The organism is Leucobacter fengyongliangi (assembly GCF_050971685.1).
Classification (GTDB): Bacteria; Actinomycetota; Actinomycetes; order Actinomycetales; family Microbacteriaceae; genus Leucobacter.
On sequence record NZ_JBPCEU010000017.1, the window covers coordinates 25,658 to 40,629 of the forward strand.

At 62.9% G+C, this 14,972-nt stretch carries 10 protein-coding genes; 4 read left to right on the top strand and 6 right to left on the bottom strand.

All coding sequences use genetic code 11. The features are described from left to right. The first annotated feature begins 37 nt into the window (after nucleotides 1-37). Nucleotides 38-1,411, top strand: a complete 1,374-nt coding sequence (locus ACR0R4_RS12035) for an SIR2 family protein (RefSeq protein ID WP_079941017.1) — start codon at nucleotides 38-40, stop codon at nucleotides 1,409-1,411. Continuing rightward, nucleotides 1,404-3,467: an ATP-binding protein gene (locus tag ACR0R4_RS12040; protein WP_079941016.1), complete on the top strand. Its 2,064-nt coding sequence runs from the start codon at nucleotides 1,404-1,406 to the stop codon at nucleotides 3,465-3,467. Before ACR0R4_RS12035 ends, ACR0R4_RS12040 begins: the two co-directional genes overlap by 8 nt. A 51-nt stretch (nucleotides 3,468-3,518) precedes the next feature. Here the strand turns inward: ACR0R4_RS12040 and ACR0R4_RS12045 are convergent, their stop codons facing one another. After that, nucleotides 3,519-3,821: a helix-turn-helix domain-containing protein gene (locus ACR0R4_RS12045; protein WP_079941015.1), complete on the bottom strand. Its 303-nt coding sequence runs from the start codon at nucleotides 3,819-3,821 to the stop codon at nucleotides 3,519-3,521. A gap of 274 nt (nucleotides 3,822-4,095) precedes the next feature. Between ACR0R4_RS12045 and ACR0R4_RS12050 the strand changes: the two genes are divergently transcribed. After that, nucleotides 4,096-5,433, top strand: a complete 1,338-nt coding sequence (locus tag ACR0R4_RS12050) for an MFS transporter (RefSeq protein WP_433647678.1) — start codon at nucleotides 4,096-4,098, stop codon at nucleotides 5,431-5,433. 228 nt (nucleotides 5,434-5,661) lie between these two features. After that, a complete protein-coding gene (locus ACR0R4_RS12055; protein ID WP_433647679.1) occupies nucleotides 5,662-6,030 on the top strand; it encodes a RidA family protein in 369 nt (122 codons plus the stop codon). A gap of 68 nt (nucleotides 6,031-6,098) precedes the next feature. Here the strand turns inward: ACR0R4_RS12055 and ACR0R4_RS12060 are convergent, their stop codons facing one another. The 5 genes from ACR0R4_RS12060 to glgB are packed head-to-tail and all read right to left on the bottom strand — an operon-like array spanning nucleotide 6,099 to nucleotide 14,944. Further along, entirely contained in the window at nucleotides 6,099-7,790 is a 1,692-nt protein-coding gene (locus tag ACR0R4_RS12060) for a glycoside hydrolase family 13 protein (protein ID WP_433647680.1), read from the bottom strand. Continuing rightward, nucleotides 7,787-9,967, bottom strand: coding sequence for a glycogen debranching protein GlgX (glgX, locus tag ACR0R4_RS12065; protein WP_433647681.1), 2,181 nt, complete (start codon nucleotides 9,965-9,967; stop codon nucleotides 7,787-7,789). The genes ACR0R4_RS12060 and glgX overlap by 4 nt, the downstream gene beginning before the upstream one ends. Continuing rightward, the gene (gene glgA, locus ACR0R4_RS12070; protein ID WP_433647682.1) at nucleotides 9,964-11,412 is read right to left on the bottom strand and encodes a glycogen synthase GlgA; all 1,449 of its coding nucleotides are present in this window, start codon (nucleotides 11,410-11,412) and stop codon (nucleotides 9,964-9,966) included. The genes glgX and glgA overlap by 4 nt, the downstream gene beginning before the upstream one ends. A 47-nt stretch (nucleotides 11,413-11,459) precedes the next feature. Beyond that, nucleotides 11,460-12,755 carry a glucose-1-phosphate adenylyltransferase gene (glgC, locus tag ACR0R4_RS12075; RefSeq protein ID WP_433647683.1) on the bottom strand — a complete coding sequence of 432 codons (1,296 nt, stop codon included), beginning with the start codon at nucleotides 12,753-12,755 and terminating at the stop codon, nucleotides 11,460-11,462. Continuing rightward, nucleotides 12,752-14,944, bottom strand: coding sequence for a 1,4-alpha-glucan branching protein GlgB (gene glgB, locus ACR0R4_RS12080; protein WP_433647684.1), 2,193 nt, complete (start codon nucleotides 14,942-14,944; stop codon nucleotides 12,752-12,754). The genes glgC and glgB overlap by 4 nt, the downstream gene beginning before the upstream one ends. Nucleotides 14,945-14,972: the final 28 nt, after the last annotated feature.

Genomic DNA, 14,972 nt, shown 5'->3' on the forward strand with positions numbered 1-14,972 from the left:
TGCCCATCGGGGCATTGAGTGAAGAGACAGGGCTGGCATGAGTAGTTTCGATCCGGGAAATTCAGTTCCAGGGCTATTTCTTGTCGGCGGCACCGTGAAGTCACGGCTTACCGACCAAGACCGGCACGTCGTGCAAGACCACATTGCCTCACTGTTACAGGTTCAAAACCTTGTATTGCTTATCGGCTCGGGCGCATCATTCCATCTGGGGTCGCCGCAAACGCGTAATCTCAATAACGATGCAGTGCAATCACTCATTGAAGACGCCGGGGAACAGCTGGACAAGACGGACACAGATCTTCTAGCTTTCCTCAATCCCAAAGATGACGGAGACCTGGAGAAGCTGCTCAACGGGCTACAACTGGGAGCCTCGCTTGCCGATCAAACCGGACTCGCGGAGGTGACTTTTAGCAGCGGAGACAATGTAAAGAGTTTCACCAAGGAGCAAATCGAACAGCTCAAGGGCAAGATCAACGTTGCTTTTGCTCATGCCTGTGAACTCCCTACCTCAGACTGCCATCTTGAAGATCCCCTCGCGGCTCATCGGCAGTTCCTCTCGCGGATCGTTCGAAGCCGACGAGCCAACCTCCCAAGGCCCAAGCTGTTCACGACGAACTATGATCTCGTTCTCGAACGGTCACTCGATGAACTGGGATACCCCTATATTGACGGGTTCAGTGGCACGGTCGAACGGCGTCTGAACCTTGCTTACTACGGACTGGACTTCCACCGCGTCGAGACAACTTCGCAACAAGTGGTCGCCCGAGCCGACAGCGCGCTCTATTTACACAAGATCCACGGCAGTTTGAACTGGAAGCCACGCATCAGCGCTGAGACCGGAGTCACGACGCTCGAGGTCGTGCAGGTTCCAGAGGGCAGCGCTTCGATACAAGAGCCCGTACTTATCTATCCCACGGCCGCAAAAGAAGGCGATTCCCTTTCATATCCGTATTCCGATCTCATGCGCTTGCTGAGCGATGCAGTTCAACAGAATGACACCGCGGTAGTGACGATCGGCTATGGATTTGGTGACCCTCACATCAACCGGATTCTCCTGCGCAGCTTGGCGATCAACCCAGCGATCAATGTTCTGGCGGTCGATCCCTGTGCCATTTTGGAACAGGAATCGCTGCTGAAAGCTGTCCTCGACGATGACCTCGTAGGTACAACCCTGGCGACGCAGGGAATTGAGACGAAGGACACTCCGCTGGCTGCTCTGGCTGCCGGAGATGACTCGCGTATCGCCGTCTTGACTGGCAAAGCCGGAGAGTTCATTCACATGGTTGACCTGCTGCCCGAGTCGGGACTCGATCTGCAGGTCAACGCCCCAGCTGCGATCATGAACCTTATTGAATCGCTCGAGAACTTCACCTCCGCGCAGAAGAAGGAAGACTCTTCAGGCGATGAGTGAGGTAGGTGTTATCGGCCGGGTGACGGCCGTGCAGAGCACGACTCTGAAAGTGTCGCTGGATATTGGTTCGAAAGGTTTCACCAAAGTAGGGCCTGACGGTCTTCAGACTGTGGGAGTTGTCAACTCATATGTGACCGCACCGGCCGGTGCTCATCGGGTAGTAGCGATCATTACAGGTGTTTCCATCGTGAGGCGCAATGAGATAGCGCCTGGTCGCGGACTGCTCAGCGAGGACGACCAAGCTTCTTATGAGCTTGAGGCGTCGGTGGTTGGTCGTTTCGAAGGGGAGAAGTTCAAATCGGGGCTGACTGCCTATCCGTCGCTTCACGCGCCGGTCAGGACGGCGACTCCTGCCGAGGTCAAGAACATATTTCTTCCCAAGGAGGTGCCTTCAGTCCGTTTAGGCTCGTCAGCAATTGCTTCAGAACAAGACGTTTATCTCGATGCCAATCTCCTTCTTGGGCACCACTGCGCTGTTGTCGGATCCACTGGATCAGGGAAATCGTGCACAGTCACCGCACTAATCGACGGCCTTCTCGATAATCAGATCAGCAGCGGCCACATAGTCATCTTCGATATCAACGGAGAGTACGCTCAGTCCTTTGCGAACGACAGCTCTCGTGGGCAGAAAACGCGCACCATTGTCCTCGGCCCTGAGCCAGGTACTGAGTCGGGTCTGTTCTTGCCGCATTGGTTCATGAACAACGAAGAGCACCTAGCTCTCCTGCGCGCCAGCGAAGGCGTACAGGCTCCAGTGCTTCAGCGCGCGGTTGCAGACGCAAGAATCGCCGGTGCCACCTCCCACGTCGAAGCAGATCGGCTCGACAACGTGCGGAATACTCTCGCGATAGTTGAGGCGCAATTCTCGAACGACAAGGATGCGGAAGGGCCGACCTTCCGTCAGCTCACCGATCTTTCTCGACTTGTTGAGTTCCAGGCAAAACAGGCCTCGCCGATTAAGTCACATTGGGAGGCAATGGCTCCTCTCGTCACTAAAGCTATAGCCGACTCTGGACTGACCAATAATCCGAAGTGGGCAGCGCTCACGCCAAAACATCGAGAGATAGTCGGGAAACTCGTCCGTGAACTCAAACAGCACATAACCACTGCATTGAGTGAACTTGGTCTCGGCAGCGGTGCGACCGGTGCAGACTTCGACGCTCCGGTGTTCTATGATCTGCAACAGCTCTGTGACTTCTTCATGCCGAACCGTATCCAGCTGGAACAGGCTAATGACAACAAGATCGCTGGATACGTCGCGACACTGCAGATGCGCCTCAGCCGCCTCCTTGCCGATGGCAGATACGACTTCATGACCAGGGTCGAGAAACACGATGACCCCCTTGGTACCTATCTGCGTGCAGTGATGGGAGCCGACCCGACGAAGGACAACGATTCATCAGATTGGCCCGCCGCCGCAAATTATCGAGAGCAAACGAAGAACCACGATTCTGGCCCGTCGGTTACTATCTTCGACCTGAGCCTTATCGCCAGTGATGTACTTGAGAACGTAACGGCGCTGCTTGGTCGTATCCTCTTCGACTTTGCTGTGCGCAGTGATCCTCGCGCGAGACACCCATTGCTGCTGGTGCTCGAAGAAGCACACCGCTTCATCCCGGCTCGCCATGACAGCAACGGAGGCGGAAGCCGCTCAACTGCCGTCTTCGAACGCATCGCAAAAGAAGGCAGAAAGTTCGGAATATCCCTTCTGCTCGCGAGCCAGCGTCCGAGTGAGCTGAGTGAGACTGTCGTTGCGCAGTGTGGCACAGTAATCGCGCACAGACTTACCCACGAGTCAGATCAAGCACTGCTTCGTCACGCCACTGCGCTGAGTTCTCGTGCCCTTCTCGATCAACTGCCGGGCCTTGCTCAGCAACATGCTCTGGTTACCGGGGTGAGTACCGGAGTGCCAGTAGCGGTGCGTATTCGAGATGTTGTGGACGCCCCTAAGAGCAACGACCCCGATTTCATCGCAAGTTGGACTGATGAGGAGAGGATTGCCGAGCTACCTCAGCACATTGACCGGGTCGTAGTGGACTGGCAAGGCCACGCCTAATTAGGCTCGGACAGGCGACCTATCCCGGAGTATTCACGTGCAGTGGACGATTTATTTGCTGCGACCGTGGGTATCGCGCATTGCGACTCCTGAGTCGATGAGCCAGGTGCGCACTGTGCCCGCCGAGAACCCAAGTCTGCTGCCGACCGTTTCAAGCGAGTCGCCAGCCTCGTATCGGCGACGCATCTCATCGACCTCGTGCGGCTCAGGAGCACGGCCTCGGAGTTTCAACCCGCGCTTGCGTAGCTGGTGCGCAAGTGACTGGCGGCTGATTCCAAGGTCTGAAGCAATCGCCTTGAGAGTCGCGCCTGCTTCGTATCGAGCTTCAGCGATGACCAGCTTCTCCTCGCTCAAAGGCGGGAGATGAGTGGGGAGTTTCCGGCCGTGGCGACGCTGTAGCAGAGGTCGCTGTCGGATGAGATGATGGGTACTCACTATGCGGCGCAAGGGCGGGGCACTTTTCGACAGTATTCCCCTTACTTCCACTCGCTGAACATCCCCGCTCATGCGGGGATGTTCTTTTTGGCTTTTAGGACAGAAATAGTGGATGGCGTTGGGCTTGAAAATCCCGGCTCCGGGAGCCCGGTCGTGGCGGACGCGGCTGCTAACGTGTGTCATATGGTCACCGATGCACCGCATCGGGCGAGTCGCTCGGGAGCTGCGCGGCAAGCGCATCATCACAGGGTTCGCCCGCGTGCAATCACCCAGCTTGGGCAGTGTCGTGCTTAGCGTGCTGCGAAACGGGAGCTACGCAAAGCTCTTCTCCGCGCAGGTTATTGCGCTGCTCGGTACCGGTCTCCTCACCGTGGCGTTGGGATTGCTTGCATTCGATATTGCTGGTGGAAATGCGGGAATCGTTCTCGGTACCGCGCTGACTATCAAGATGGTCGCATATGTGGCCGTGTCGCCAGTTGTTGCCGCCGTCACCGCGCATGTGCCGCGAAAAGCGGTGCTCATCACTGCAGACTTGGTGCGAGCCGCGGTCGCCATTGGGCTCCCGTTTGTGACCGACGCGTGGCAGATCTACATTCTGATTTTCTTGCTCCAAGCTGCGTCAGCGACGTTTACGCCCGCGTTTCAAGCGGTGATTCCCGAGGTCCTGCCCGACGAACGTGAGTACACGCGAGCCCTCTCGCTATCTCGTCTCGCCTATGATTTGGAATCGTTGCTCAGTCCGATGATTGCCGCAGCTCTGCTCACCGTGACGACCTACAACAACCTCTTCGTTGGAACCATCATTGGTTTCCTTGCTTCAACCCTCCTGGTGTCGTTCACTCCGTTCCCAAAAATGGCGTTTGTTCCGCCGACACGATTCATCGACCGGCTCACGCGAGGTGCACGAATCTTTTGGCTTTCCCGAGAACTTCGCGCGCTGCTCGCGATGAACCTCGTTGTCGCAGCCTCGACCGCGATGGTGATCGTCAACACCGTCGTGCTTGTGCAGGGTGTGCTCGCACGCCCTCAAGTTGACGTGGCGGTGATGCTTGCTTTCTACGGGGCGGGGTCGATGATGGTAGCGCTCGCACTCCCACCTGTACTGGACAAGTTTGCAGATCGGCCGGTAATGATCGCCGGTGCGCTCATCCTCCCCGTGGGCCTCCTCGCATCAGGCGCACTGATCAACATCCAACCGAGCGCTGCCGTCTGGGCTGGAATGCTTGCTGTGTGGGCGATTCTTGGCATGGCCACATCAATGATCCTTACGCCGTCGGCCCGACTTCTCAGGCGTAACTCAGTCGAAGTCGATCGTCCCGCCGTTTTTGCCGCACAGTTCTCCCTGTCTCACGCGTGTTTCATCCTCACCTATCCACTCGCAGGCGCGATGGGTGCGGCTTTCGGGCTTCCGCTGACCGCACTCACGCTTGCTGCTCTTGGTCTTGTCGCTGCGTTGCTCGCCTGGTCGACCTGGCGCCCCGGAAAACCGGAGAACTCCCAGAGACCCTCTGAGGAATCCTGGTCGAAGTGATCCAAATCCACCGACTTCGTGGTATCTGCAGATGAAGGAACCGCGACCGCGGTGCAGTGAAGAATGCCACGTTAGTCCCGAGGCACACAGTCGCGCATTCGCGATCTTCGACACGAGAGGTGAAGCACGAGGAGCGAGGAGTGTGAGTGTCAAACGATGCGCCGCGGATCCGCCAAAATAGGAACCAGCGAAACCCCGCTGAATCGTTCCTCACCAGAAAGCACGTGCATGTCTGATCGCATCAATATCTCCTCCGGCTCACCCTACGAAGCGCAGATGGGCTACTCCCGCGCTGTCAGAAAGGGCGACTTCGTATTCGTCTCGGGCACTACGGCCGGTGATGTGGGTGAGAACGCGGCGGATCAGGCTCGCGAGGTATTCCGCCGCATCGGCGCCGCGCTCGAGCAAGCCGGTGCCTCATTGAGTGATGTGGTGCGCACCCGCGTCTACCTCGCAGATATCGCGGATTTCGATGCCGTCGGCGACGTGCACGGCGAAGTGTTTGGCGAGATCCGCCCGTCAATCGTGATTCTCGCGGTGGTGGGCCTTGCAGCTCCCGGTCTCAAGGTGGAGATCGAAGCCGACGCGCTGATCTGAGCTCAGGCAACTACACGCGGCGACACAGTGAGTGACGACACAGTGAGTGCAGCGGAGCCGTAACTCGTTCACGCGGAGTGGTCGGCGAGCCACACCGCGCAGTCGGTGGGCAGGCGGTCCGTCACCGTCGGCGAACTCGACACGAGGATCTGCAAGTGCGCGGGGATCGGCCAATCTGCCACGCCGAGGTTCAGCACCACGTGGGTCACGCCCACCTCACTCGTGATGTCGAATGCGACGACCTGCTCGCCGAGTTCGACGAACGCCAGCGCTCCCGTGCCGAGGCTCCGAGAGCGGCGCGTGGCGAGCAGAGCGCGATACAGCTCCAGGGTGGATCCGCTGACCCCCTCCTGCTGATCCATCGCAAGCTCGCCGAAACCCGTCGGCTGGGGGAGCCAGGACTGTCCCGATGGGCTGAAGCCAAAGGCCGGTGCGTGTCGTTCCCACGGGATCGGCACGCGGCACCCGTCCCGCCCGAGCACTGCGCCCTCCGTTCTGCGAAATGTCGGATCCTGCCGCACGTGCGCATCGAGTTCGAGCACCTCGGGCAAACCGAGTTCCTCGCCTTGATACAGGTATGCGCCGCCGGGAAGCGCGAGCAGCAGCGTGGTTGCCGCACGCGCACGCCGCAGGCCGAGCTCGGGGTTCGGAGTCGGCACGCGGGTGCCGAGCTGCGGTGTCGCTTCATCGCCCACCCACCCGAGCCGGGTAGCGTGGCGGATCACATCGTGATTCGAGAGCACCCACGTCGTGGGGGCACCGACCGAATCGTTCGCGCGGAAGGAATCGGTGATGCTCGTGCGCAGCGCATCCGCGCTCCAGGCCGAACTGAGAATCGCGAAGTTGAACGCCTGGTGATGCTCGTCGGGTCGCACGTAGCGTGCCAGCCGGTCGTGCGGCTGCACCCACGCTTCTGCCACCATGGCGCGTTCGCCCGGGTAGCTCTCAAGCAGCTGGCGCCACGACCGGTAGATCTCGTGCACGCGATCCTGATCCCAGAAGGGGGCAGCGTGCGTGGGGATCACGCCGGCCTGCAGATCCTCTGCGGTGTGCGCGAAATCCGGGAGCCCCGGAGCCTTGATCATGCCGTGGGCGACGTCGACGCGGAATCCATCCACCCCGCGGTCCAGCCAGAAGCGCAGAATATCGAGGAACGCCGCCCGCACGCGGGGATTCTCCCAATTGAGATCGGGCTGTCCGGAATCGAATAGGTGCAGGTACCACTGCCCATCGGGCGCCTTCGACCACGCCGGCCCGCCAAACACCGAGGGCCAGTTGTTGGGGAGTCGCTCCGGGTCGGCGGGGTCTGGATCGCGGAAGATGTACCAGTCGCGCTCGGGGGAGCCCGGTGTGGCGGCGAGCGCCGCGAGAAACCAGGGGTGCTTGTCGCTCGTGTGGTTTGGCACGAGATCGACGAGCACGCGCAGCCCCAGCTCATGGGCGCGTGCGATGAGCGCGTCGGCATCGGCGAGGGTTCCGAAGACGGGATCCACATCACAGTAGTCGGCGACGTCGTATCCGCCGTCGGCCTGCGGCGAGACAAAGAACGGGCTGATCCACACCGCGTCTGCGCCGAGCTCCCCCAGGTACGACAGCCGGGAGGTGATGCCCGGCAGGTCGCCGACCCCATCGCCATCGGAATCGGCGAACGAGCGCGGGTACACCTGGTAGATGACAGCGCTGCGCCACCACTCATCGGTTGCGGCGGCCGCGTGCACCGGTGAACGCGCGGGTGGTCGCGGGGGGTGGGACTCGCTCACGGAGTGACCTTTCGGGTGGTGGGGGCGGTGTGGGTGCGGTGACTCGTGTCTTGGCTTTGGTCGGAACTGACGCCAGGCACCGTGGAGAACAGCACGACCGACTGCGCGAGTGTCGGGTAGCTGCCCGATGGGGTGCTCGTCGCGGCATCCATCGCCAAGGGCCGAGCCGTATCGATTTCGAGGTGCCAACTCAGACCAGCGCCAGCTGGCGGCAGGTGCACCTCGCTCGCGCCCCCCACGTTGACGATCAGGAACACCGCGTCGGTGAGCGACTCACCGTGCGCATGGCCGGCCGCTCCGCGCAATTCTGCGGCCATCAACCGGCACTCCGGATCATTCCAGTCCTCTGGCCCGGGCTCGCTGCCGTCCGCCAGGCGCCACACCACGTCTTGATGCCCATCCTGACGCAGGGCACCGTGCAGGTAGTGGCGCTGACGCAGCACCGGGAGCCGGCGCCGCACCTCAGTCAGGCGCCGTACCAGGTCGAGCAGCTCGGTGTCGGGCGAGGCCCAGTCGACCCATCCCAGCTCGTTATCTTGCGGGTAGGCGTTGTTGTTTCCACCCTGGACGTTGCCGATCTCGTCACCGGCGAGCAGCATCGGCACCCCTTGCGAGAGCAACAGGGTCGCGAGCATTCCGCGCACACGTCGCGCCCGCGCCGAGACCACGGTGTGGTCGTCGCTCGGCCCCTCGAAGCCGAGGTTGTCGGAGTGGTTCGCGTCGTGGCCGTCGCGATTCTCCTCCAGGTTCGCCTCGTTGCGCTTCTCGGAATACGAGACCAGATCGGCCAAGGTGAATCCGTCGTGCGCGGTGATGAAGTTCACCGATGCAGCGGTGTCACGCCCCGAATGGTCGAAGAGGATGGCGGAGCCGAGCAGTATCGACCCGAGGTTGACCTGCCCGAGTGGATCACCCTTCCAGGCGCGGCGCACGCCGTCGCGAAAATGGCTGTTCCATTCCGCCCACGGGAGAGGAAAGTGGCCAAGCTGAAACCCGCCTGGCCCCAGATCCCACGGCTCGGCGATAAGCCTGACCGTGGAGAGCACGGGATCCTGCTGCACCGACTGGAAGAAAGCGCCTGCGGAATCGAACCCGTGCGCGGTGCGGCCAAGGGTTGCGGCCAGGTCAAACCGAAATCCATCAACTCCATAGTGCTGGGCCCAGTGGCGCAGACTATCGAGCACCAGGCGCAGCACCATCGGCTGATCCACGGCCAGGGTGTTGCCGGTGCCCGTGTCATTGACGTAGTGACGCCCCTGATCGAGCAGCCTGTAGTACCCCCGATTGTGGAGGCCGCGGTAGCTGAGCGTCGGGCCGAGCTCGTCGCCCTCGCCGGTGTGATTGAACACCACATCGATGATCACCTCAATTCCCGCCTCGTGCAGGGTGTGGATCAGGTGGCGCAGCTCGGCCTCGGCATCGCGGTGCGCGTAGCGTGGTTCAGGCGCGAACCAGGTAATCGGCTGGTACCCCCAGTAATTCTTCAAGCCTCGCTCGACCACGAATTGGTCGTCGAAGAATGCCTGTACAGGCATCAGTTCAACCGCGTTCACCCCGAGCGACACGAGATGCTCGATGATCACGGGATGAGCCATGCCGGCGTAAGTGCCGCGCAGGTGCTCGGGCACGCCGGGATGCGCCGCCGAGATGCCCTTGACGTGCGTCTCATACATCACGAGGTCGTGGGGCGCGTGGTGAGGCCGGTTCGATGCGGGATCGGGCGCGGTCGTTCTGCCCGGATGAGCGTCGGTCACCACGCACTTGGGCACGACCGTGGCGCTGTCGCGCGTGTCAAAGGTGAGATCGGAGCCATCAGCGGCGTCGTACCCGGCGAGCAGCGGATCCCAGGTCAGCGTGCCGTCGAGCGCACGCGCATACGGGTCGATGAGTAGCTTGTTCGGGTTGAATCTGAGCCCCTCGGCCGGCAGATACGGGCCTGTGGCACGCAGCCCATACCGGGCACCTGGGCCGACGCCCGAGACGTGCGCGTGCCAGATCCCGCCGTCGCGCGCGGGAAGCGCGATCCGCTCCTCGGCATCGTTCGCGTCGAAGAGGCAAAACTCGAGCAGCGTGGCCTCGGGCGCCCACACGGCGACGTTGACCCCGCCGGATTCCAGCGTCACACCCATAGGCCAGGGCCGACCCGGGGCGACGGTGCGAATGGTTGTGCCAGTCATCGCACCAGATCCGAAAACAGTTCGGCATAGCGGGCCGCCGACGGCTCCCAGCCCACGGGCGTGCGCATGGCCTGGTCGCGGAGCCTCAGCCAGGCCGGGCGATCCGCATATAACTCGCGGGCGCGCGTGAGCGCCCAGCCCAACCCGGCCGCGTCGATGTCTGTGAAGGTGAAGCCAGTGGCGGTGCGGTCTGCGAGGTGCTCGGGTGAGGCATCGACGACCGTGTCGCGCAACCCCCCGGTCGAGGCGACGAGCGGCAGCGCGCCATACCGCAGCCCGTACAACTGGGTCAGCCCGCACGGCTCAAAGCGCGACGGCACGAGCACGAGGTCGCCGCCGGCATACATCCGATGGCTGAGCGATTCGTCGTAGCCGATCCGCACGCCCATGCGACTCGGGTACCTGGATGCCAGCTCGCGCAGGCCGTGTTCGTAGCCCGCGTCTCCCGATCCGAGCACGATGACGGCGCCACCTGCCTCGAGGAACTGCGGCAGCGCCTCGAGGAGCAGATCCACCCCCTTCTGATGCGTGAGTCGCGTGACGACGACGGCCAGCGGGCCAGTTGGGGATTCGAGCGAGAATTCATCGAGGAGCGCACGCCGATTGCGATCCTTGGCGCCGGGCTTATCGGCGGAGTAGGCGAGCACGTGCGGGTCGCTCGCCGGATTCCACACGGTGGTGTCGATGCCGTTGATGACGCCCGTCAGTTCACCGCGGTCGCGCCGGGCCGCGATCACCCCCTCGAGGCCAAACCCGAACTCCGGCGTGGTCAACTCCTCGGCGTAGGTAGGGCTGACCGTGGTTACCCGGGTCGCGTGCATCAGGCCAGCCTTGAGGGAGCTCACCAGGCCGTGGTACTCGAGGGCCTCGGGGTGAAAATCCCAGGTCGGCAGGCGCAGCCGATCGAGCTGGTCGGGGCCGAAGATGCCCTGAAAGGCGATGTTGTGGATCGTCATCACGCTCGGCACCCGCTCGCCCGCGTATTTCAGGTACGAGGGCACCAGGCCGGCGTGCCAATCGTGGGCGTGGACGATATCGGGCCGCCAGCGATCGCTCGTACCCTCGATCGCGAGCCGCGCGGCGACCCAGGACAGTGCGGCGAAGCGCACGTGATTGTCGGGATACTCCTGACCGCCGTCGCTGTAGGGGTCGCCGGGCCGGTCGAACAGGTGCGGCGCATCGAGCAGCAGCAGGTCAAGCCCCTGATAGGTTCCGTAGTGGATCACGGCGGGGCCGCCGAAGAGGTCATCGTCTCGCCAGATCCGTCGGGTCTTGCCCACCCGCTCGATGAGTCCGGGGTAAGCGGGCATGAGGATCCGCGTGCGCCAGCCCAGAGGCTGCAGCGCACCCGGGAGCGCGCCCACCACATCGGCGAGCCCGCCGGTTTTCACCAGCGGAGCGCACTCGGAGGCCACCGAGAGGATGCGACGGGGAATTCGGGCCATGGCTCAATCTCTTCTCTGCGGGAGTGTCGTCTCGGGCGAGGCTCCGCCTATTCCAGGGCGGCGGCGCGTCGATCGAGCATCGGCTGGGTGATGAGCACCACCCCACCCTCCGTGCGTCGGAACCACCGCGCATCCTCTGCGGGATCTTCGCCGACGATGAGCCCTTCGGGTATGCGGACCCCGCGGTCGAGTACGCACTTGGTGAGCTGGGCGTTCCGAGCGACCTCGACGTAGGGCAGCGACACGACGTAGTCGAGCGAGGAGTAGGAGTGGATCCGCCCGCCCGTGAAGAGCAGCGAGTTGCGCACGTCGGATCCACTGATGATGCAGTCGCCGGAGATGAGCGACTGAATGGCCTGCCCACGCCGACCATCGTCATCGTGAATGAACTTCGCCGGAGGCGTGAGCTCGGCATAGGTCCAGATGGGCCAGGCGTTGTCGTACAGGTCGAGCGGGGGCACGAACTCGGTGAGGTCGATGTTGGCCTGCCAGAAGGAATCAACCGTGCCGACATCGCGCCAGTACGGCTCAGTCTCGAGCCCGCTCATGACGCACGAATCGGCGAACTTGTGCGCGTAGGCGCTGCCACCCCGCACGAGCGCCGGAATGATGTCGTGGCCGAAGTCGTGCCGGGAATCTGGGTCTTCGGCATCGGCGAGCAGTAGATCGCGCAGGAATGCCCAGTCGAAGACGTAGATGCCCATCGACGCGAGCGAGTTGTCTGGGTCGCCGGGCATGGCGGGTGGATCGGCCGGCTTCTCGAGGAAGTCGACGATGCGGCCGGTCTCGTTTACGTGCATCACACCAAACGCCGAGGCCTCCTCCCGCGGCACGGTGAGGCACCCGACGGTGACATCGGCACCCGTCTCGACGTGCTGACGCAGCATGATTTCGTAGTCCATCTTGTAGACGTGATCGCCGGCCAGCACGATGACGTACTTCACCTGGTAGTCGTCGACGATGTCGATGTTCTGCGTCACCGCGTCGGCGGTGCCCAGGTACCACTTGCCCTCGTTCACCCGTTGGCTGGCCGGAAGGATGTCGAGGTACTCGTTGCGCTCGGCGCGAAAGAACCCCCAGCCGCGTTGCATATGGCGAATCAGTGAGTGTGCCTTGTACTGGGTCGCGACCGCCATCTTGCGCACCCCGGAGTTGAGCGCGTTCGAGAGGGGAAAGTCGATGATGCGGGATTTGCCGCCGAAGTGCACCGCGGGTTTCGCGCGTCGGTCGGTCAACTCTTCGAGCCGGCTCCCGCGGCCGCCGGCCAGTACAAAAGCCATGGCCTGACCAGCTAAGCGCTCGCCGGGGGCGGCTGGCGGTGCGGAACGAGGTGGGTGCATCATGTCAGATCCTCCACAAAGTAGATTGCCGAGAGCGGGGGGAGTGTAAGCATGGCCGACTGCGCCTCGGTACCGGCGGGAACCGGCTCGGTCTCGATGGCGCCGGTGTTGCCGCGGTCGCCACCGCCGTAGAGTGCCGAGTCGGTGTTGAGCGCCTCACGCCAGCGGCCGGGCATCGGGAAGCCGACCCGGTAGCCGGTGCGCGCGACAGGGGTGAGGTTCAGCACGACGACCACGTGGGGGTCACCGGGATCGCCGCGGCGCACCCAGGCGAAGACCTGGTCGTCGACCGCGTCAACCAGCAGCCATTGGAATCTGTTGCCGCGGCTGTCGCCCCTGTGTAGCGCGGGTTGCTCGCGGTACAACCGGTTGAGGTCGCGCACGACAGATTGCACGCCGAGATGACCGGGATCCTGAAGCACGCCCCAGTCGAGTTCGGCGTTGTGGTTCCACTCGCTCGGCTGCCCAAACTCCTGGCCCATGAAGAGCAGCTTCTTCCCGGGATAGCCCCACATGTATCCGTAGAAGGCCCGCAGGTTGCCGAGTTTGTCGGCGTGAGTGCCCGGCATGCGCCCATACATCGAACCCTTGCCGTGCACGACCTCGTCGTGGCTGATGGGCAGCATGAATTTTTCCGAGAACGCGTAGGTGATCCCGAAGGTCAGCTCGTTGTGGTGATGCTTGCGGTAGATCGGATCCTTGCCGAAGTATCGCAGCGAATCGTTCATCCACCCGAGGTTCCACTTGTAGTCGAAGCCGAGCCCGCCCTGGTCGACCGGCCGGGTCACGCCCGGGAACGCGGTGGACTCCTCGGCGATGATCGCGGTGCCCGGGTATTCCTCGGCGGCCACGGCGTTGGTCTCGCGAAGAAGCGCGATGGCTTCGTAGTTCTCGCGACCCCCGTCGCGATTGGGGATCCAGCTGCCAGCCTCACGCGAGTAGTCGCGGTAGATCATCGAGGCGACGGCATCGACGCGCAGCCCGTCGAGGTGGTATTCCTCAAGCCAATACAGCGCGTTAGAGACCAGGTAGTTCAGCACCTCCGGGCGCCCATAGTTGAAGATCAGGGTGTTCCAGTCGGGGTGGAAACCCTCGCGGGGGTCGAGGTGTTCGTACAGGGCCGTGCCGTCGAAGTGGCCAAGCCCGTGTTGGTCGGTGGGGAAGTGTCCGGGAACCCAATCGGCGATGACGCCGAGGCCGAGGGCGTGTGCGGCGTCGACGAACGCCGCGAACTCCTCCGGGGTTCCGTAACGGATCGTCGGGGCGAACAGGCCGATCGGCTGGTAGCCCCACGAACCGTCGAACGGATGCTCGCTGATGGGCATCACCTCGATGTGGGTGAAGCCCAAATCGGCCGCGTACTCGACCAACTCGACGGCCAGCTCCCGGTACGACAGGTGGCGCTCGCCGCCGGCCGCGTGCCGCCAAGATCCGAGGTGCACCTCGTAGACGCTCATGGGTGACTCGGCCGCGTTGGTTTGGCTGCGGTGTTGAACCCAGGCCTGGTCTTGCCACACGTGCTGGCCGAGACGGCGCACCACCGAGGCGGTCGCCGGAGGATGCTCGCTGCCGAAACCGACCGGATCGGCTTTGGGTGGGAGGCGCTCGCCGCTGGCACCCAGAATGTCGTATTTGTAGACGGTGCCCTCGGTAAGGCCCGGGAGGAAGATCTCCCAGACCCCTGTGGCTCCCCGCGCGCGCATGGGGTGAGCGGTGGGGTTCCAGCTGTTGAAGTCGCCGACGACGGACACCCGCTGTGCGTTCGGCGCCCAGACGGCGAAGTGCACCCCGTCAACCAACTCGTGAGTGATGGGGTGGGCGCCGAGCGCCTCCCACAGGCGGCGATGCGTGCCCTCACCAATGAGGTACTCGTCGATACTGCCGATCACCGGGCCGAACCGGTACGGATCCTCCCGCTCTTCGACGAACCCGCTGTGCCACCGGATGCGAAGTCGGTAGTGCGGCAGAATCGCGCCGACAAAGAGGGCCTCGCTGACCGGGTGACGCTGCAACGGGGCCTCGTCGGTGTCATTCACCACCCAGACGCACTCGGCACCGGGCAGGTGCGCGACGACATGGCGACCGTCGCTGGTCGGGCCGAGCGCGGAAAAGGGATCCGGGTGCAGACCGTGCGAGAGCTGTATGGCTTCTCCGGCGCTCAGCACCGATGGTGTCGCGCCTTCAACTGCCAAACGAGCCTCCTTCACGAAGCCTTTACCG